We start from the raw sequence: 19,715 nt of genomic DNA on the forward strand, positions 1-19,715 counted from the left end.
TCACCTGCCGATGATCAGGCTCATCGCCTCGTTGCGCGTGGCCGGGTCACGCAGCTGCCCGCGCACCGCGGACGTGATGGTCTTGGCGCCAGGCTTGCGCACCCCGCGCATCGTCATGCACATGTGCTCGCACTCGACGACCACGATGACGCCGCGCGGCTCCAGGATCTCCATGAGGGAGTCCGCGATCTGGGTCGTCAGCCGCTCCTGGACCTGGGGGCGGCGGGCGTAGACGTCGACGAGGCGGGCCAGCTTCGACAGGCCGGTGATCTTGCCGTCGGTGGACGGGATGTACCCGACGTGGGCCACGCCCACGAAGGGGACCAGATGATGTTCACAGCTGGACTGCACCTCGATGTCCTTCACCAAGACCATCTCGTCGTGGCCCAGGTCGAACGTCGTCGTCAGCACGTCCTCGGGCTTCTGCCACAGGCCGGCGAATATCTCCTTGTACGCCCGAGCCACCCGCGCCGGAGTCTCCCGGAGGCCCTCGCGGTCCGGGTCCTCGCCGACCGCGATGAGGAGTTCGCGCACGGCGCTCTCGGCCCGCTTCTCGTCGAACTCGCCGATCGAGCTCTCGCCGTCCAGCGTCACCGGGTCGGTCATGTCGTGCCTCTTCCTTGTACGGACATCCGGCACGGCCCCCAGACAGACAAAAGGCCGCGTCCCCCACACCGTAAAGCGTGGGGGACGCGGCCTGCATTCCGGGCCCTGTGAAGGGTGCCGTCAGCTCTCGGGGCGGTCGTCCTTCACCGTGTCCACCGGGGTGGTGGTCTCGATGGCGGTCGCCGAGCCGTTCGCCCCGTTCGTCAGTGAGAGCTCCTTGGGGGAGAGCACCGGCGGGCGGGTCGAGGGGGTACGGCGGGAGGAGCCGGTCCACGCGGGGCGGGCCGGACGCTTCACGATCGGGGCGAAGATCTCGGCGATCTGCTCCTTGTTCAGCGTCTCCTTCTCCAGCAGCGCGAGGACCAGGTTGTCGAGAACGTCGCGGTTCTCGACGAGGATCTCCCAGGCCTCGTTGTGCGCCGTCTCGATGAGCTTCTTGACCTCTTCGTCGACGAGCGCGGCGACCTCTTCCGAGTAGTCGCGCTGGTGCGCCATCTCGCGGCCGAGGAACGGCTCGCTGTTGTCGCCGCCGAACTTGATCGCGCCGAGACGCTCGGTCATGCCGTACTGCGTGACCATCGCGCGGGCCGTGGAGGTGGCCTTCTCGATGTCGTTGGCCGCGCCGGTGGTCGGGTCGTGGAAGACCAGTTCCTCGGCCGCCCGGCCGCCCAGCATGTAGGCGAGCTGGTCGAGCATCTCGTTGCGCGTGGTCGAGTACTTGTCCTCGTCCGGGAGCACCATCGTGTACCCGAGCGCGCGGCCGCGGGACAGGATCGTGATCTTGTGCACCGGGTCGGAGTTCGGAGACGCCGCCGCGACCAGGGCGTGACCGCCCTCGTGGTACGCGGTGATCTTCTTCTCCTTGTCCGACATGATCCGGGTCCGCTTCTGCGGGCCCGCGACCACACGGTCGATCGCCTCGTCCAGCATGTGGTTGTCGATCAGCTTCTTGTCGCTGCGCGCCGTGAGGAGCGCCGCTTCGTTCAGCACGTTCGACAGGTCCGCGCCGGTGAAGCCGGGGGTGCGGCGGGCGACGGCCGACAGGTCGACGTCCGGGGCGACCGGCTTGCCCTTCTGGTGGACCTTGAGGATCTCCAGACGGCCCTGCATGTCCGGGCGGTCGACCGCGATCTGGCGGTCGAAGCGGCCGGGACGCAGCAGCGCGGGGTCGAGGATGTCGGGCCGGTTCGTGGCGGCGATCAGGATGACGCCGCCCTTCACGTCGAAGCCGTCCATCTCGACGAGCAGCTGGTTGAGCGTCTGCTCGCGCTCGTCGTGACCGCCGCCGAGGCCGGCGCCGCGATGGCGGCCGACCGCGTCGATCTCGTCGACGAAGACGATCGCCGGGGCGTTCGCCTTGGCCTGCTCGAAGAGGTCACGGACTCGGGAGGCACCGACACCGACGAACATCTCGACGAAGTCGGAACCGGAGATCGAGTAGAAGGGCACCCCGGCCTCGCCGGCGACGGCGCGCGCGAGGAGCGTCTTGCCGGTACCGGGCGGGCCGTACAGCAGAACGCCCTTGGGGATCTTGGCGCCGACGGCCTGGAACTTCGCCGGCTCCTGGAGGAACTCCTTGATCTCGTGGAGTTCCTCGACCGCCTCGTCCGAGCCCGCCACGTCGGCGAACGTCGTCTTCGGGGTGTCCTTGGTGATGAGCTTGGCCTTGGACTTCCCGAACTGCATGACCCGGGAGCCGCCGCCCTGCATCTGATTCATCAGGAACAGGAAGACGACGACGATGAGGACGAAGGGCAGCAGCGACAGCAGGATGCTGACGAACGCGTTCTGCTTCGTCGGGGAGACGGTGTAACCGTCGGGGATCTGCTTGTCCTCGAACTTGGACTGCAGGGACTTGGCCACGTCGACGCCCTGGTCGCCGATGTAGCTCGCCTGGATCTTGCTGGAGCCGTCGACCTTCTCGCCGCTCTTCAGCTCGACCTTGATGGTGTTCTCGTCACCGGTGGTGATCTTGGCCTGCTGGACCTGGTTCTTGTCGATGGCCTGAATGACCTGGCCGGTGTCCACCGTCTTGTAGCCGCCGGACGAGCCGACGACCTGCATCAACACGACCACGGCAAGGACGGCCAGCACGATCCACATGACCGGCCCACGGAAGTATCGCTTCACGTCCATCCATACGGAGCGGTTCCGCCCCGTCCCTCCTGCCATAGTGAGTTTGATAAGGCTGTTTCAAGCTGTTGAGCTCTTGAACCTGTTTGAAGCTGTTTGAAGAACTGTTCTTCGGACGGTACCCCAGCATTGTCACCCGAAGTCGCAGGGGACGTCCGACAATCTCGCCTTCGCATGCTCCAACGGCGGGAAGCCCCTGAGGGTTCCCGCCGTCTGACGTGACCTCAGCCGCCGTAGACGTGCGGGGCCAGCGTGCCGACGAACGGCAGGTTCCGGTACTTCTCCGCGTAGTCGAGGCCGTACCCGACCACGAACTCGTTCGGGATGTCGAAGCCGACCCACTTGACGTCGATGTCGACCTTGGCCGCCTCGGGCTTGCGCAGCAGCGTGCACACCTCCAGGGAGGCGGGCTCGCGGGTGCCGAGGTTGGTCAGCAGCCAGGACAGCGTCAGACCGGAGTCGATGATGTCCTCGACGATCAGGACGTGCTTGTCCTTGATGTCGGTGTCGAGGTCCTTGAGGATCCGCACGACACCCGAGGACTGGGTGCCGGAGCCGTACGACGACACCGCCATCCAGTCCATGGTGACGGGGGTGGACAGGGCGCGAGCCAGGTCCGCCATGACCATCACAGCGCCCTTGAGGACCCCGACGATGAGCAGGTCCTTGCCCGCGTATTCGGCATCGACCTTGGCTGCCAGCTCGGCCAGCTTCGCGTCGATCTCTTCCTTGGTGATGAGCACCGACTTGAGGTCGGTGCCCATGTCTTTCGCGTCCACCCGCATCACTTTCGGTCGTCCCACCGGCCGCCGCGACGTGAGCCGCGGTGTCAGCCTTGCCGGATGACCAGTCTGCCACCCTGCCGCTGGGCGACGACTTTGCCCGGGAGATTGATCTCCTTCTGGCCCCGCCATCCGGTGATCAGGCGGTCCACCTCTTCGATGTGCCGGGCGAACAGGGCGCCGGCCGGGGCCCCGGCCTCGATGGCGGCCCGGCGCAGGATGCGGCGGCGCACGGCGGGCGGCAGCGCGTAGAGCTTGGCGCATTCGAGGAGTCCGGCGGCGTCGCAGACGGATTCGGCGGCCTGCGCGGCCCAGGCGTCCAGCGCGTCGGCATCGTCGCGGGACAACTGGGCCGTACGGGCGAGCGCCTCGACGACGCCCTTGCCGAGCGCCTTCTCCAGGGCGGGCAGTCCTTCGTGCCGCAGCCTGGACCTCGTATAGGCCGGATCGGTGTTGTGCGGGTCGTCCCAGACCGGGAGGTGCTGGACGAGACAGGCCTTGCGGGCGGTCTGCCGGTCGAGGTGGAGGAAGGGGCGCCGGTAGCGGCCGTCGACCCCCGAGATCGCGGCCATGCCGGACAGGGAGCGGATGCCGGAGCCGCGGGCGAGGCCGAGCAGCACGGTCTCGGCCTGGTCGTCGCGGGTGTGGCCGAGCAGGACGGCGGCCGCGCCGAGACGCTCGGCGGCGGCGTCGAGGGCGGCGTAGCGGGCGTCGCGGGCGGCCGCTTCCGGGCCTCCGTCGCGGCCGACCTGCACGGCGACGGACTCGGCCGGGGCCAGTCCGAGGGCGGTCAGGCGCAGGACGACGTCCTCGGCGCGGGAGTCGGAGCCGGACTGCAGACCGTGGTCGACGGTGATGCCGCCGGCCCGGATGCCGAGTTTGGGGGCCTCGAAGGCGAGGGCGGAGGCGAGCGCCGTGGAGTCGGCGCCGCCGGAGCAGGCGACGAGGACCAGGGGCCGCTCGGGGGGTGTGGGGGGCGTGGGGGATGCGGGCTGTGCGTTGAGGATGTCGTGGAGGACGCGGCGGACCGCCAGGCGTATCGCCGCGACCGCAGGATGGGGACCCATGTCCGGTTCCCTTCATTCCGTTGTCTAGGGGAGTGGGCGCCAACTCGTGAGCCGTGCGCGACGGCTCAGTCGCTCAACGGTGACTCGGTGATTTCGGTCACGCAGAGTGTGTCGATGGTGACAGAGACGAGCCATTCCCTGAGCATTGCACGCCAGCCCACGGGCCACGGTCCCTCGGATGGGTGATCCTGAGCAATTTTGGGCGTGCCTTACGAGGCGTCGTGGGCGCCGTCTGTCTTGTTGTGCACCCGCGCGACCCAGTCCGCCGGTTTGGCGATCTCCGCCTTGGTGGGGAGGGTGTTCGGCGATGTCCAGACACGGTTGAAGCCGTCCATACCGACCTGGTCGACGACGGCTCGTACGAATCGCTCGCCGTCGCGGTACTGGCGCAGCTTGGCGTCGAGGCCGAGGAGCTTGCGCAGGGCCATGTCGAGCCGGGAGGCGCCCTTCTGGCGGCGCTGCTGGAACTTCTCGCGGATCTCTCCCACGGTCGGTACGACGTCGGGGCCGACGCCGTCCATCACGTAGTCCGCGTGCCCTTCGAGCAGGGACATCACGGCGGTGAGGCGGGCGAGGACCTCGCGCTGGGCGGGCGACTGGACCAGCTCGACGAGGGAGCGCCCGCCGTCGTCCTCCTCGCCCTCCGGGCGTCCCCCGGCGAGGGACTGCGCGGCTTCCCTGATCCGCTCCAGGAACGTCGACGGGTCGACCTCGGTCTCCTCCAGGAACGACTGAATCTCGCCCTCCAGATGGTCGCGCAGCCAGGGCACGGCCGTGAACTGGGTGCGGTGGGTCTCCTCGTGCAGGCAGACCCAGAGCCTGAAGTCGTGCGGGTCCACGTCGAGTTCGCGCTCCACGTGCACGATGTTCGGCGCGACGAGCAGCAGCCTGCCGCCGCCGTTCGGCGCGGCGGGGAGGTCGCTGGTGGCGGGGGCGAAGGTCTCGTACTGGCCGAGGACGCGGGAGGACAGGAACGACAGCAGCATGCCCAGCTCGACGCCGGTGACCTTGCCGCCGACCGCGCCGAGGACGGCGCCGCCGGCGCCCGGGCCGCGGCGCTCCTGCATCTTGTCGAGCAGCGGCTTGAGGAGTTCGCGGAAGCCCGCGACGTTCGCCTTCACCCAGCCCGGGCGGTCCACCACGAGGACGGGGGTGTCGTGCATGTCGTCGGAGGCCATGCGCGTGTACGCGCGGACGTGCTCCTCCGAGGCCTTGGCGTGCCGGCGCAGCTCGGAGACGACGGCGCGCGCCTCGTCACGGCTCACCTCCGGGCCGGGCCGTACGAGTCGGGTCGCCGTGGCCACCGCGAGGTTCCAGTCGACCATTCCTGCCGAAGCCGCTCCGCCGAAGCTCGTCATGCGTCAACGGTACGTGACCCTTCGGGTACGGGGAGGGGGTTGGACCCTGACTGAACCCTGACGCTTCAGCGGCAGCCGCAGTTGGCGACGGAGGAGGCGAGCCGGTCCAGGACGGCCTGGGCGGACTGGGGGCCGGGGGCGCCCTCGGTCATGAAGGCGAAGGCCAGCAGGCGGCCGTCGGCGTCGACGACCGTGCCGGCCAGGGTGTTCACGCCGGTGAGGGTGCCGGTCTTGGCGCGGACCAGGCCGGTTCCGGAGGCGTCGGCCTCGTCCGTGTAGCGGTGGGCGAGGGTGCCGGTGAAGCCCGCGACGGGCAGGCCGGTGAGCAGGGAGCGCAGCTCGGGGCGGCTGCGGTCGGCGGCCTCGGCGAGCAGGCCGGTGAGCAGGGCGGCGGAGGCCTTGTCGGTGCGGTCGAGGCCGCTGCCGTCGGAGAAGTGGGTGCCGGACAGCGGCAGGTCCAGCTTCTTCAGCTGCTTCTTGATGGCCCGGCCCGCGCCGTCGAAGTCGTGGCTCTCGTCGGCGGCGATCGCGGTCTGCCGGGCGAGGGCCTCGGCGATGTCGTTGTCGCTGTTGGTGAGCATGCGCTCGACGAGGGCGGACAGGGGCGGCGACTCGACCTTGGCGACGTCCTCGGCCTGCCCGGAGGCCTTGCCGGGGCCGGGGGCGCCCTTGGTCCTGATGCCGCGCTCGTGCAGCAGGTCCGCGAACTTCTGCGCCGCCGACGCCGCGGGATCGGCGGCGCGCGGCGCCGGGCCGCTGTTGGAGTCGTCGGTGCGGGCCTCGTCGGTCATCAGGGCGGAGACCTGGGCGAGGTTGTCGTTCACGCCGATGGGGTGCAGCGACGGTCCCGAGTACAGCGAGGTGTCGTACGAGAGCGTGACCTCGGTGGTGCCGGCGTCCTTGAGGGAGGCGGCGGTCCGGTCGGCGAGGGTGGTGAGGCTCGCGGCGTCGTAGGGATTCTTGTCGCGGGCCGTCAGGGTGGGGTCGCCGCCGCCGATCAGCAGCAGTTCCTTCGTGTCCTGCTCCAGGGCCGTACGGGTGGCGATGCGGTGGCCGGGGCCCGCCGCCGTGAGCGCGGCGACCGCGGTGGCCAGCTTCGTCGTGGACGCGGGGGTGAGGGCGTCGCCCGCCGACTTTCCGTAGAGCCGCTTGCCGGTGGCGGCGTCGACGACCGCGGCGGTGCGGCGCGGGCCCAGGGCCGCGTCCTTGAGCAGCGGGTCCAGTACGTCGGCCAGGGCGTGCTCCGTCGGGCCCGGCACCGACGCCCCGGGCGCGGCGAGGACCGCGGGGGCGCTGGGGGCCGCGGCCGACGCCCCCGCGGACGTACGGCCGTGATCTGCACCACCCCGGCTGCCCTGGGAGACCGCCCGGTCCGCCTCGGCCTTACGCTGACCGGAGGAGTCCCAGGGGCCGGTCGCGACCGCCACCAGGGCGGCGAAGGCCACACCCACCGCCGTCGCTCCCACCGTGAACTGCCTGGTCTTGGTCTTCGCAACGCCCGTAACGAGCTGCGAAGCCTTCAGCTCCGGCACCGCGGACCAGCCCCTTTCGCGATCACACACCTGCGTAGGGGACACTTAACCACCAGAAGTTTGTGTTGATCATGGAGGAGCCACCGGTGGAGTTCGACGTCACGATCGAGATTCCGAAGGGATCGCGGAACAAGTACGAGGTCGACCACGAGACCGGTCGCATCCGTCTCGACCGTCGTCTGTTCACCTCGACCGCCTACCCGACGGACTACGGCTTCGTCGAGAACACGCTCGGCGAGGACGGCGACCCGCTGGACGCGCTGGTCATCCTGGACGAGCCGACGTTCCCGGGCTGTCTCATCAAGTGCCGCGCGATCGGCATGTTCCGGATGACGGACGAGGCCGGTGGCGACGACAAGCTGCTGTGCGTCCCCGCGACGGACCCGCGGATGGAGCACCTGCGCGACATCCACCACGTCTCCGAGTTCGACCGCCTGGAGATCCAGCACTTCTTCGAGGTCTACAAGGACCTGGAGCCCGGCAAGTCCGTCGAGGGCGCCGACTGGGTCGGCCGCACCGAGGCCGAGGCCGAGATCGAGCGCTCGTACAAGCGTGCTCAGGACCAGGGCGGCCACTGAGCCGTCGGGCGTAGTGCCCCTGCGCTGTCCGCCGGACGGGCCGTACGACATCTGTCGTGCGGCCCGCCCGCGTTTCTGTGCGCATACTGAGGCGTACCGGAGGTAGACGCCTGGAGAGGCGTGATCATCAGAAGGGCGAGAAGGGCACGAGGTGACGGACCGGGAGACCGAGGCCCCCGAGGACCGCAAGCCGCAGTCCGACGAGGCACGCAGCGCGTTCACGCAACCCATCGGGATCGTGGCACCCGCGCCGGTGGTGGAGGAGGAATCCGGCTCGACCACCTCGGAGTTCGCGCTCCCCGAGGGGTTCAACGCGCCGCCCGCCGAGCCCGTGGAGCAGGAGGGGTCGGCGTTCACGCCGCCGCGGACGTACAGCGCCCGGCAGTCGCCGCCCGCCTTCACTCCGGCGCACGGCATTCCGGTGGTCCGGCTGACCAAAGAGGCGCCCTGGCAGGACCGGATGCGCACGATGCTGCGGCTGCCGGTCGCCGAGCGGCCCGCGCCGGAGAAGCCGCAGAAGGAGGACGACGCCGGGCCCGCCGTGCCGCGCGTGCTCGACCTGACGCTGCGTATCGGGGAGCTGCTGCTCGCCGGTGGTGAGGGCGCCGAGGACGTGGAGGCGGCGATGTTCGCCGTGTGCCGGTCCTACGGGCTCGACCGGTGCGAGCCGACGGTGACGTTCACGCTGCTGTCGATCACGTTCCAGCCGTCGCTGGTGGACGACCCGGTGACGGCCTCGCGGACCGTGCGCCGCCGGGGCACCGACTACAACCGGCTCGCGGCCGTGTTCCGGCTGGTCGACGACATCAGCGACGAGGACGACGAGGCCGCCCACATCTCCCTGGAGGACGCCTACCGGCGGCTCGCCGAGATCCGTCGTAACCGGCACCCCTACCCGGGCTGGGCGCTCACCGGGGCGAGCGGGCTGCTCGCCGGGTCCGCCTCGATCCTCGTCGGCGGTGACCTCATCGTGTTCGTCGCCGCGGCGATCGGCGCGATGCTGGGCGACCGGCTGGCGTGGCTGTGCGCGGGGCGCGGGTTCCCGGAGTTCTACCAGTTCACGGTGGCCGCGATGCCGCCCGCCGCGATCGGCATCCTGCTGACCCTGGCCCACAACTACGTGGATGTGCGGGCGTCCGCGGTGATCACCGGTGGGCTGTTCGCGCTGCTGCCCGGGCGGGCGCTGGTGGCCGGCGTGCAGGACGGTCTGACCGGCTTCTACATCACGGCCGCGGCCCGGCTCCTCGAAGTCATGTACTTCTTCGTCGGCATCGTCGTCGGCGTGCTGATCATGCTGTACGTGGGGGTGCAGCTGCACGCGCAGCTCAACCCGGACGCCGAGCTGTCGGGGACCCCGCGGCCGTACTGGCAGATCGCCGCGTCGATGGCGCTGTCGCTCGCCTTCGCCGTGCTGTTGCAGCAGGAGCGGTCGACGGTGATCGCCGTGACGCTCAACGGCGGGGTCGCCTGGGTGGTCTACGGCGCCATGCACAACGCGGGCGACATCTCGCCGGTGGCGTCCACCGCCGCCGCGGCGGGGCTCGTCGGTCTGTTCGGGCAGCTCTTCTCGCGGTATCAGTTCGCTTCGGCGCTGCCGTACGTGACTGCCGCGATCGGGCCTCTGTTGCCGGGTTCCGCGACGTACTTCGGGCTGCTGGCCATTGCCCAGAGCGATGTCGACAAGGGGCTGGTGTCGCTGTCCAAGGCCGCCGCGCTTGCCATGGCCATCGCGATCGGGGTGAACCTGGGTGGGGAGATCTCCCGCCTCTTCATCAAGTCCCCCGGCGCCGAGGGCCGCCGCGCCGCCAAGCGCACCCGGGGTTTCTAGCACCGGGTCCGCCTTTCGTCCGCGGCCCGGTGGGGGTTTCTCGCGCAGTTCCCCGCGCCCCTGAAGCGAGCTCCGCTCGCTCAGGGGAAGGCTGCGCGCAGCGCATGCCTTTGGGGGCGCGGCCGAACCACGACTCGAGGCGTGCCCGGAGGGCTAGCGCTTGGCGTGGCGGCCGCGCTGGGACGGGGACGGCTGGGCGGAGTCGGGGCCCGGGGCCGACGCGGCCTTCTTCGACTTGCTGCGGGCGCGCAGGAACTCGATCGCGATCGGGACCACCGAGACGAGGACGATCAGGATCAGGATCGCCTCGATGTTCTTGTGCACGAACTCGATGTTGCCCAGCCAGGACCCGAGCAGCGTCACGCCGGCGCCCCAGAGCACCCCGCCGATCACGTTGAACGTGATGAACGAGCGGTACCGCATCCCCGAGACACCCGCGATGATCGGCGTGAAGGTGCGCACGATCGGCACGAAGCGGGCCAGGACCAGGGACTTCGGGCCGTACTTCTCGAAGAACTCGTGGGCCTTCGTCACGTTCTCCTGCTTGAAGATCTTCGAGTCCGGCCGCTTGAACAGCGAGGGACCGACCTTCTTGCCGAAGATGTAGCCGGCCTGGTCACCGAGGATCGCGGCGACACAGATCAGCGCGATGGCCGCCCAGAGCGGGAAGTCCAGGGTGCCCGCCGTGATCAGCAGACCGCAGGTGAAGAGCAGCGAGTCGCCCGGCAGGAAGAAGCCGATCAGCAGCCCGGACTCGGCGAACACGATCAGGAGCAGACCCCAGATGCCGAACGTGTTCAGCAGATGGTCCGGGTCCAGCCAGCTGGGTCCGAGAGCAAGTGTCATCACGGGGCCGGACTCCTGGAGGGATAGAAAGACAACAGCAACGGCTAGGCAAAGTTACCAACGCCGGGAGAGCTTGCCAGGTTCCACCGTCCCCCTGGGACCCGGCTGTGCCGCAACTGTGCCGATCCTGTCGTTATGACCGGCCTATGACCGCCCTATGACCGGACCGCGTTCGCGTGGATCGCGTCACGCAGATGCTCGGCGACGCCCTCGCCCATGGAGTCGTAGAACGCCTTGAAGCGCGCGTCGGCCACGTACATGTCGCCGAGGCAGACGTGCATCGCGTGCGGGCAGTCGTAGAACCAGCGCGAGATGTGCCGCCGGTGCTCCTCGGCGAGGTCCATGGCGGGCCCGCCGTCGGCGGCGGCGCCGGAGGCGACCAGGGCGGCGTAGCGCGCGCTCCAGTCGTCGACCTCGGCCTGGAGCCGCTTCCAGTCCTCCTTGGTGTACGAGGCGGTCCGGCGCTGCGACTCGGCGTACTCCTCGGTGCCGCCCCAGCGCTGCTCGGCCTCCTCGCGGTACTGCTCGGGGTCCTTGTCCCCGAAGACCTCGAACCGTTCCTCGGGGGTGAGCCGGATTCCCATCCTCTGTGCCTCCATGGCGTGTTCGACGGCGTCGGCCATCTTCTTCAGCTTCTCGATGCGTGCGACGAGCAGGTCGTGCTGACGGCGCAGATGCTCCCGGGGATCGGTCCCCGGGTCGTCGAGCAGGGCGTGGACCTCGTCGAGCGGGAAGCCGAGTTCCCGGTAGAAGAGGATCCGCTGGAGCCGGTCGAGGTCGGGCTCGCTGTAGCGGCGGTGTCCCGCGTGGTTGCGCTCGCTCGGGACGAGCAGGCCGATCTCGTCGTAGTGGTGCAGGGTGCGCACCGTGACCCCGGCGAATCCGGCCACCTGGCCGATCGACCAGCTCATGCGCCGCCCCCTCTCATGGGTGCCTTCCGTGCCGTACGGGAATCAGCCTGACCCCTCACGCCACGTGAGGTGCAAGTCGTGGCCTCCCGCGTTCGACGAGAACCTTCCGGGTGTTATGTAGGGAATGTCCGCTTAGGGTGACGGCGTGAGCACCCCCGCCGAAGCCGACGCCGCGACGCCACCGGATCCGCCGGCGGCCCCTCCCCCGGCGCCTCCCGCCGTGTCGGCGCGCACCCTGCTCCCGATGGTCGCGCCCGCGCTCGTCATCGGCGTCCTGTGCAGCCTGCTGTTCCTGGCGCTGAGCTGGCTCGCCGAGCGGCTCCAGGACGTGCTGTGGGGCGATCTGCCGGACGCGCTCGGCATCGGCCGCTACTCGTCCCTGTGGATCATCGTCATGCTCACCGCGACGGGCGTGCTCGTCGGGCTCGTGGTCTGGAAGGCCCCCGGGCACGCGGGCCCCGACCCGGCGACGATGGGCCTCGGCGGCGAGGCGCCGCTGAAGCTGTACGTCCTGCCGGGCCTGGCGGTGGCCGCCGCCCTGATGCTGGCCGGCGGGCCGAGCCTCGGCCCCGAGAACCCGATCATCGCGGTGAACGTGGGCCTGATGTTCTGGCTCGGCCGCACGCTCCTGCCGAAGGTGCCGGGTGCCCTGTGGCCGAACCTGGCCTCGGCGGCGACCATCGGCGCCCTGTTCGGCACGCCGGTCGCCGCCGCGCTGCTGGTCTCCGAGGCGCTCGCCGGGCGGGCGATGCCGATCAAGGGCTCGCTGTGGGACAACCTCTTCGGGCCGCTGCTCGCCGCCTCCGCGGGTGCCCTGACCACCACGCTCGTCGCCTCCCCCACCTTCGACCTGGGGCTCCCCCGGTTCACCGGACCCGGCTGGGCCGACCTGCTCTCCGCGATCGTGGTCGCGTGCGCGGCCGCCGCGCTCACCATGACCGCCGTCTACGCCTTCCCGTACGTGCACGGCGCCTTCGGGCGGCTGGGCCACCCGATGCTGATGCTGCCCGTCGGCGGCCTGGTCCTCGGGCTGCTCGGCGCGCTCGGCGGCCATCTGACGCTGTTCAAGGGGCTCGAAGAGGTCAAGGAGATCGCCGCGGACCCGGACGGCCGCTCGGCCGGGGCGTTCGCGGTGCTGGCCGTGGTGAAGCTGGCGGCGCTGCTGATCGCCGCGTCCTGCGGGTTCCGCGGCGGACGGATCTTCCCGGCGGTCTTCGTCGGCGCCGCGTTCGGCCTGTTCGCGCACGCGCTCGTCCCCGGGGTGAACGTCTCGGTCGGTATCGCGGCGGGCGTCCTGGGCGTGCTGCTCGCCGTCACCCGGTCCGGCTGGGTCAGCCTCTTCACGGCGGCGGTCCTCGTCGCCTCGCCCGCGATCATCGCCCTCATGTGCATCGCGTCTCTGCCCGCCTGGCTCCTGGTGACGGGACGGCCGCAGATGCAACTGTCGGAGGACGGCGCCTCGTTGCGCTGAGCCTCACCCACCGTTCCGTAGCGGACAGAAGGAGTCACGGACATGTCGCCGCTGCATCAGAGTCCTTCGGAGAAGCCCGGCGAGCGCACGCTCGCCGTCAACCCCTTCTACGGCGAGGCCGATCCGACCGCCGGCATGACGGACGCACCGCCCAAGCACCGGCTGCCGGACAGCCCCCTCCCGCCCACGACCGCGTACCAGCTCGTCCACGACGAACTGATGCTGGACGGGAACTCCCGGCTCAACCTGGCCACCTTCGTCACCACGTGGATGGAGCCGCAGGCCGGTGTCCTCATGGCCGAGTGCCGGGACAAGAACATGATCGACAAGGACGAGTACCCGCGGACGGCCGAGCTGGAGCGGCGCTGCGTCGCGATGCTCGCCGACCTGTGGAACGCGCCCGATCCGTCGGCCGCCGTGGGCTGCTCCACCACCGGTTCCAGCGAGGCGTGCATGCTCGCCGGGATGGCCCTCAAGCGGCGCTGGATGAAGAAGAACGCCGACCGCTACCCGTCGCCCGAGGCCCGCCCCAACCTCGTCATGGGCGTGAACGTGCAGGTCTGCTGGGAGAAGTTCTGCAACTTCTGGGAGGTCGAGGCGCGGCAGGTGCCGATGGAGGGCGACCGGTTCCATCTCGACCCGGCGGCCGCGGCCGAGCTGTGCGACGAGAACACCATCGGGGTCGTCGGTATCCTCGGCTCGACCTTCGACGGGTCGTACGAGCCGATCGCCGAGCTGTGCGCGGCGCTCGACGGCCTCCAGGAGCGGACGGGGCTCGACATCCCCGTGCACGTGGACGGGGCGTCGGGCGCGATGGTGGCGCCGTTCCTCGACCCGGACCTGGTCTGGGACTTCCGGCTGCCGCGCGTGGCCTCCGTCAACACCTCGGGGCACAAGTACGGCCTGGTGTACCCGGGGGTGGGCTGGGTGCTGTGGCGCACGGCGGACGCGCTGCCGGACGAGCTCGTCTTCCACGTGAACTACCTGGGCGGCGACATGCCGACGTTCGCCCTGAACTTCTCGCGGCCGGGCGCCCAGGTGGTCGCCCAGTACTACACGTTCCTGCGGCTCGGCCGCGAGGGCTACCGGGCGGTCCAGCAGGCGACCCGCGACGTGGCCCGCGGTCTCGCCGAACGGATCGAGGCGCTGGGCGACTTCCAGCTGCTCACGCGGGGCGACGAACTGCCCGTGTTCGCCTTCACGACGGCCCCCGACGTCAAGGCGTACGACGTGTTCGACGTGTCCCGGCGGCTGCGCGAGCGGGGCTGGCTGGTCCCCGCGTACACCTTCCCGGCGCACCGGCAGGATCTGGCCGTGCTGCGCGTGGTGTGCCGCAACGGCTTCTCGTCCGACCTCGGCGAGCTGCTGATCGAGGACCTGAACCGGCTGCTGCCCGAACTGCGCCGCCAGCCGCACCCGTTCACCCGGGACCGGGACGCGGCCACGGGCTTCCACCACTGAGCGAGGGCGCTACAGCCGGTCGCCGGGGTGTCGCTCGGCCGTCGCGTACGGGTTCGCCTCGCCCTCGGCGAGCACCCCGACGAACGGCTCGCCGGCCTCGCCCGCGAAGACGTACGCCCCGCCCTCGATGCGCGCGATGAGCCCCTCGGTCCACTCCGTGCCGAAGTCCGCGGAGTGGACCCAGTAGTTCATGATCTCGCCGATGTGCCCGAGCTGTCCGGGCCCCTCCTCGGGCGTGTAGTGCCCGGTGACGGTGGACCGCCAGGCGCCGATGGAGCGCAGCCGCTCCTTGAGCAGCGACACCGCCTCGGCGCGCGGCAGGTCCACCATGCCGCCGAGCGCGGCCACGAGGACGTCGGGCTTCTGGCCGTACGAGACCAGGGCCTCGCGCAGCAGCCGCAGGTACTCCTCGTCGCCGCGCCCCGTGATCTCGTACTCGGTGCGCGGCGGGCCGCCGGCCGTGGACGGCGCGACCTCGTGCGCGAGGAGCAGTCCCTGCTTCGCCATCTGCTTCAGCGCGTGGTAGACGGAGCCCGGCTTGGCGTTCGACCACTCGTGCGCGCCCCAGTACTCCAGGTCGCCGCGGACCTGGTAGCCGTGCGCACGGCCGTGCTGGCGTACGGCGTTGAGCACCAGGAGACGGATGGCTGACATGCGCGCCAGCCTAGGGCGTCACTGGAAGGACAGGGCGACCAGCTCGAAGGCGGTCTTGCCGTCGAGGTTCTCGCGGATGATGTCGGCGTGGCCCGCGTGCCGGGCGGTCTCCCGGATCAGGTGCAGGGCGAGCCAGCGCAGCGAGACCTCCTGGCCGTCGGGGAACCACGGCTCGTCCGGCAGCGGGAAGGTGTCGTCGAGGCTGGGGGCCGCCCGGAAGAACTTCTCCGTGTCGGCGGCCACCTCGTCCCAGTGGGCGAGGACCGACTGCACCGACTCGCCCTCCAGGAGCCGGAACCCGTCGACGTACTCCTCGCGGCTGCGCTCGGCGGCGGTGCGCCGGGCGAGCTCGATCCAGCCCTTCTCGACGTGCGCCACGTGCTTGGCGAGGCCCACGAGGGAGAGGTCGCTCGCGGTCGGCTTCGACGACGCCTGCTCGTCGGTGAGGCCGAGCAGGGCGCGCCGGATGCCGCCGCGCTGCTCGTCGATGAAGGCGAGGAGCGCCCCCAGCTCGTCGCCGCGGGCTTCGGGGTTCACGTGCATGACCATCGGACTGCCTTCCGTCGTGCGGTGTTCTTGCTCGGTACGGACGAAGGTAGACAGACTTGCGGTCAGGTTCTGTCCGCAAGCCGGAAGCGGCCGCCCGTGTTTCGCGGCGGGAACACGCATGGCGGGCACGGACGTTCGCATGACGGGCGGCCGCCCGGGGCAGACGGTGGCAGAGCTGTAACCAGGGGAACACCCCGTGTGCACGTGCATCTGCCCATGCAGCTGCATGTGAACGAAGCTATGATCCTGGGCGGGTCACAGCAGCTCACCGCTGCTCCGACACGAGTCGACAGCCGTCACGGGACCGGGCGGACCAGTTCACATATGCAGCACCTACCGCACCACCGGGAGCGAACCGTGGACCACGTGTACAACGGCATGGCTGCCACGGAGTTGCACGGAGTGGTCTGGCAGAAGAGCCGGCACAGCAACTCCCAGGGATCCTGTGTGGAGTTCGCGAAACTGCCCGGCGGCCGGGTGGCCGTGCGCAACTCCAACTTCCCCGAGGGGCCCGCGCTCGTCTACACCCCGGCCGAGATAGCGGCGATGCTGCTCGGCGTGAAGGACGGGGAGTTCGACCATCTGGTGGCCGGCGCGTGACGACCCGCGCCGAACGGGCCCTCCCGCGGCGGGCGTTGGACCGACGCGCGTAGACACCGCACCTGCCGGTCCCCGACCGTCCGCACGCCGGGACGGGTCCGCCCTCAGAGCCTGAACAGCGCCCAGACGACCTTGCCGCTCAGCGTTCCGGCCAGCGGGTGCCAGCCCCAGCTGTCGCTGAAGGAGCCGACGAGGAAGAGCCCGCGGCCCGACTCCGCGGAGAAGTCGTCCACGACGTCCTCGCGGTCCCCGACCTCCGGGCTGTCGTCGCTCGGATCGCGCACCGCGCACACCACCCGCGAGGTCCAGCGCATCAAGTGCAGCCGCACCGGCGGGTCCTGGTTGTGCGGGGCGTCCGCGGGCAGTGCGTGCCGCAGCGCGTTGGTGACCAGCTCGGAGACGACCAGACAGATGTCGTCGAAGCGCTCGGCCACGTCCCAGTCGGACAGCGTGCGGCGGGTGAACTCCCGTGCGCTGCGCACCGCTTCGTAGCGGGCCGGCAGCGCGCAGGACGCGGCGCTGGAGACGGCCGAGGGATCGATGGGGGGAAGACCCTGCCGTAACACGTCGGCAGACTCGAGCATGGTCGATCCGTTCGTCCCCATGCGAGGCACTCCCCAGTTTCGCAGTACGTAGCGAGCGGTGGTGACGGCCATCGTTCCGAATGCGTACACCGGATGCAAGGGCAGATGCACGTGCACGCGCCAGACTTGGACGTTCCCGTACCGCTTCTTGCTCATTTCTCCCTACGACTTCTTGCGCAGCCCTTTCGTGATCTTTCCGTTTCTGTAACCAAGCGAGTACGCGCAGGAGCGTTTAAGTGGCAGACTTCGCCCCCTGAACCAATGGGGAGGAAGAGACGTGACCGCTGGGGAGTCGAGCGGCTCGGTGGTGCGGCGCATTCTGCTGGGCTCACAACTGAGGCGCCTGAGGGAATCGCGCGGCATCACGAGGGAGGCCGCCGGCTACTCGATCCGCGCCTCGGAATCGAAGATCAGCCGCTTGGAGTTGGGACGGGTGAGCTTCAAAGCGAGGGACGTCGAGGACCTGCTGACGCTCTACGGCGTGACCGACGGGACCGAGCGCGAGGCACTGCTCTCGCTCGTCAAGGAGGCCAACGTCGCGGGCTGGTGGCACAGTTACTCGGATGTGCTGCCCGGCTGGTTCCAGACCTATGTCGGCCTGGAGGGCGCCGCGTCACTGATCCGCGGGTACGAGGCGCAGTTCGTGCACGGCCTGCTCCAGACCGAGGCGTACGCGCACGCGGTGGTCGCCCAGGGCATGCGCGGGGCGCCCGCCGAGGACATCGACCGACGGGTCTCGCTGCGCCTCGCGCGCCAGAAGATCCTGGTCGCCGAGCGCGCGCCGCACGTCAGCCTGGTGCTCGACGAGGCCGCGCTGCGCCGGGTGCACGGCGGGCCCGCGGTGATGCGCGGCCAGCTGGAGCATCTGATCGAGGCGGCCGAACTGCCGCATCTCACACTCCAGATCATGCCGTTCAGCCACGGCTGGCACGCGGGCGAGTCGGGCACCTTCACCCTTCTCACCTTCCCCGAGTCCGACCTCTCGGACGTCGTCTTCCTCGAACAGCTCACGAGCGCGCTCTATCTGGACAAGCGCGAGGACGTCGCCCAGTACGAGACGGCGATGGTGGCCCTCCAGGCGCAGTGCCCCTCACCGGAGGAGAGCGCCCGGCTGCTGCGGCGCATTCTGTCCGAGTTGCCCGACTGACCCGGATCGAATTCGCGTAAATACAAACGCAGTTGATCGGCACGGGACGGCAAGTGGGCAGCTGCGGTCGTACCATGACGGAATCTCAGGTGTCCGGCGCTGCAGCAAGGGAACTCACCATGGCCCTCCCGTCCTACTTCACCGAACTGGACCGGCAGTACATCGACGGCGAATGGCGCACCGGGCGCGGAGCCTGGGACATCATCGACATCGACCCGTACACCGGTGACAAGCTCGCGGCGATCACCGTCGCCTCGGTGGAGCAGGTCGACGAGGCGTACCGGGCCGCCGAGCGGGCGCAGAAGGAGTGGGCGAGGACCACCGCGCACGCCCGCCGGGCGGTCTTCGAGCGGGCGCTGCACCTGGTCGAGGAGCGCGAGCCGGAGATCGCCGAGGCGATCATCGACGAGCTCGGCGGCACCCGCGTGAAGGCCGGGTTCGAGCTGCACCTCGCCAAGGAGTTCCTGCGCGAGTCGATCCGGCTGACGGGCCTGCCGCAGGGCGAGGTGATCCCGTCGCCGGTGGACGGCAAGGAGAACCGGCTCTACCGGGTGCCGGTCGGGGTCGTCGGCGTCATCTCGCCGTTCAACTTCCCCTTCCTGCTCTCCCTCAAGTCGGTGGCCCCCGCCCTGGCGCTGGGCAACGGCGTGGTGCTCAAGCCGCACCAGGACACCCCGGTCTGCGGCGGCTCCCTGATCGCGAAGATCTTCGAGGACGCGGGGCTGCCGGCCGGGCTGCTCAACGTGGTCATCACCGACATCGCCGAGATAGGCGACACGCTGCTCACCCACCCGGTGCCGAAGGTGATCTCCTTCACCGGCTCCGACAAGGTCGGGCAGCACGTGGCGACGGTGTGCGCCGCACAGTTCAAGTACGCGGTGCTGGAGCTGGGCGGGAACAGCGCGCTGGCCGTCCTGGACGACGCCGACGTCGACTACGCGGTGGACGCGGCCGTGTTCAGCCGCTTCGTGCACCAGGGCCAGGTCTGCATGGCGGCGAACCGGATCCTCGTGGACCGCAAGGTCGAGGAGGAGTTCACCCGGAAGTTCGTCGCCAAGGTGAAGGCGCTGAAGGCGGGCGACCCGCGCGACCCGGAGACCGTGATCGGCCCGGTCATCAGCTCCAACCAGGCGGACGCGCTCTCCGCCGTCGTGGAGCAGGCGCTCGCCGAGGGCGCGACGGCGCTGGTCCGCGGCGGGGTCGAGGGCAATGTCGTCGAGCCCGTGGTGCTGACCGGGCTGCCGGCCGACTCCCCCGTGCTGCGGCAGGAGATCTTCGGCCCGGTGGCGCTGCTCATCCCCTTCGACGGGGACGCGGAGGCGGTGCGGATCGCCAACGACACCCCGTACGGGCTGAGCGGGGCCGTGCACACGGCCGATGTCGAGCGGGGTGTGGCGTTCGCCCAGCAGATCGACACGGGCATGATCCACGTCAACGACGGGACCGTGCACGACGAGCCGCTCGTGGCGTTCGGCGGCGAGAAGCGCTCGGGCATCGGGCGGCTCAACGGCAGCGCGACGGTCGAGGCCTTCACCACCCAGAAGTGGATCTCGGTGCAGCACGGCAGGTCCCGCTTCCCCTTCTGATCTCAGGGGGCGTACGGGACCT

The 19,715-nt window shown here is 70.1% G+C and carries 17 protein-coding genes and 1 pseudogene; 7 read left to right on the forward strand and 11 right to left on the reverse strand.

Annotation, left to right across the window (positions count from 1 at the left end; translation table 11 throughout):
* The 6 genes from folE to dacB all read right to left on the reverse strand — a co-directional run bounded on the left by folE (position 1) and on the right by dacB (position 7,478).
* Positions 1–606 carry a GTP cyclohydrolase I FolE gene (gene folE, locus K377_RS09285; RefSeq protein ID WP_111662748.1) on the reverse strand — a complete coding sequence of 202 codons (606 nt, stop codon included), beginning with the start codon at positions 604–606 and terminating at the stop codon, positions 1–3.
* A gap of 120 nt (positions 607–726) precedes the next feature.
* The gene (gene ftsH / locus K377_RS09290) at positions 727–2,742 is read right to left on the reverse strand and encodes an ATP-dependent zinc metalloprotease FtsH (RefSeq protein WP_111662749.1); all 2,016 of its coding nucleotides are present in this window, start codon (positions 2,740–2,742) and stop codon (positions 727–729) included.
* 221 nt (positions 2,743–2,963) lie between these two features.
* Positions 2,964–3,524 carry a hypoxanthine phosphoribosyltransferase gene (gene hpt, locus K377_RS09295; RefSeq protein ID WP_111662750.1) on the reverse strand — a complete coding sequence of 187 codons (561 nt, stop codon included), beginning with the start codon at positions 3,522–3,524 and terminating at the stop codon, positions 2,964–2,966.
* Positions 3,525–3,568: 44 nt separating this feature from the next.
* Positions 3,569–4,588: a tRNA lysidine(34) synthetase TilS gene (gene tilS / locus K377_RS09300; RefSeq protein ID WP_111662751.1), complete on the reverse strand. Its 1,020-nt coding sequence runs from the start codon at positions 4,586–4,588 to the stop codon at positions 3,569–3,571.
* 209 nt (positions 4,589–4,797) lie between these two features.
* Positions 4,798–5,946 carry a zinc-dependent metalloprotease gene (locus K377_RS09305; protein ID WP_111662752.1) on the reverse strand — a complete coding sequence of 383 codons (1,149 nt, stop codon included), beginning with the start codon at positions 5,944–5,946 and terminating at the stop codon, positions 4,798–4,800.
* Between the two features lie 65 nt (positions 5,947–6,011).
* Entirely contained in the window at positions 6,012–7,478 is a 1,467-nt protein-coding gene (gene dacB, locus K377_RS09310; protein WP_111662753.1) for a D-alanyl-D-alanine carboxypeptidase/D-alanyl-D-alanine-endopeptidase, read from the reverse strand.
* An 86-nt stretch (positions 7,479–7,564) separates the two neighbouring features.
* Between dacB and K377_RS09315 the strand changes: the two genes are divergently transcribed.
* Positions 7,565–8,056, forward strand: coding sequence for an inorganic diphosphatase (locus K377_RS09315; RefSeq protein WP_111662754.1), 492 nt, complete (start codon positions 7,565–7,567; stop codon positions 8,054–8,056).
* A gap of 151 nt (positions 8,057–8,207) precedes the next feature.
* Positions 8,208–9,884 carry a threonine/serine exporter ThrE family protein gene (locus K377_RS09320; RefSeq protein WP_111662755.1) on the forward strand — a complete coding sequence of 559 codons (1,677 nt, stop codon included), beginning with the start codon at positions 8,208–8,210 and terminating at the stop codon, positions 9,882–9,884.
* A 183-nt stretch (positions 9,885–10,067) separates the two neighbouring features.
* On the opposite strand, the pseudogene K377_RS09325 reads toward K377_RS09320, so the two are convergent.
* A pseudogene (locus K377_RS09325) lies at positions 10,068–10,730 on the reverse strand (DedA family protein); the annotation flags it as partial.
* Between the two features lie 155 nt (positions 10,731–10,885).
* Positions 10,886–11,641 carry a MerR family transcriptional regulator gene (locus tag K377_RS09330; protein ID WP_111662757.1) on the reverse strand — a complete coding sequence of 252 codons (756 nt, stop codon included), beginning with the start codon at positions 11,639–11,641 and terminating at the stop codon, positions 10,886–10,888.
* A gap of 145 nt (positions 11,642–11,786) precedes the next feature.
* On the opposite strand from K377_RS09330, the gene K377_RS09335 reads away from it, so the two are divergent.
* On the forward strand, positions 11,787–13,112 hold the full coding sequence (locus K377_RS09335) for an ion channel protein (RefSeq protein ID WP_375605914.1): 1,326 nt from the start codon (positions 11,787–11,789) through the stop codon (positions 13,110–13,112).
* Between the two features lie 42 nt (positions 13,113–13,154).
* Positions 13,155–14,573: a glutamate decarboxylase gene (locus K377_RS09340; RefSeq protein WP_111662758.1), complete on the forward strand. Its 1,419-nt coding sequence runs from the start codon at positions 13,155–13,157 to the stop codon at positions 14,571–14,573.
* Between the two features lie 9 nt (positions 14,574–14,582).
* Here K377_RS09340 and K377_RS09345 read toward each other — a convergent pair whose 3' ends face one another.
* Together K377_RS09345 and K377_RS09350 are read right to left on the reverse strand one after the other, a co-directional pair.
* Positions 14,583–15,227: a PadR family transcriptional regulator gene (locus K377_RS09345; protein WP_111662759.1), complete on the reverse strand. Its 645-nt coding sequence runs from the start codon at positions 15,225–15,227 to the stop codon at positions 14,583–14,585.
* 18 nt (positions 15,228–15,245) lie between these two features.
* The gene (locus K377_RS09350; protein ID WP_111662760.1) at positions 15,246–15,776 is read right to left on the reverse strand and encodes a DinB family protein; all 531 of its coding nucleotides are present in this window, start codon (positions 15,774–15,776) and stop codon (positions 15,246–15,248) included.
* Between the two features lie 357 nt (positions 15,777–16,133).
* On the opposite strand from K377_RS09350, the gene K377_RS09355 reads away from it, so the two are divergent.
* Complete coding sequence (locus tag K377_RS09355) at positions 16,134–16,376, forward strand: DUF397 domain-containing protein (RefSeq protein WP_111662761.1); 243 nt, start codon at positions 16,134–16,136, stop codon at positions 16,374–16,376.
* 104 nt (positions 16,377–16,480) lie between these two features.
* On the opposite strand, the gene K377_RS09360 is transcribed toward K377_RS09355, so the two are convergent.
* The gene (locus K377_RS09360; RefSeq protein WP_181512520.1) at positions 16,481–16,981 is read right to left on the reverse strand and encodes an ATP-binding protein; all 501 of its coding nucleotides are present in this window, start codon (positions 16,979–16,981) and stop codon (positions 16,481–16,483) included.
* A 256-nt stretch (positions 16,982–17,237) separates the two neighbouring features.
* Between K377_RS09360 and K377_RS09365 the strand changes: the two genes are divergently transcribed.
* Both K377_RS09365 and K377_RS09370 read left to right on the forward strand, forming a co-directional pair.
* Complete coding sequence (locus K377_RS09365; protein WP_111662762.1) at positions 17,238–18,107, forward strand: helix-turn-helix transcriptional regulator; 870 nt, start codon at positions 17,238–17,240, stop codon at positions 18,105–18,107.
* A gap of 119 nt (positions 18,108–18,226) precedes the next feature.
* Positions 18,227–19,693, forward strand: a complete 1,467-nt coding sequence (locus K377_RS09370) for an aldehyde dehydrogenase family protein (RefSeq protein ID WP_111662763.1) — start codon at positions 18,227–18,229, stop codon at positions 19,691–19,693.
* Positions 19,694–19,715 lie beyond the last annotated feature (22 nt).

Source organism: Streptomyces sp. PsTaAH-137, from assembly GCF_003259365.1.
GTDB lineage: Bacteria > Actinomycetota > Actinomycetes > Streptomycetales > Streptomycetaceae > Streptomyces.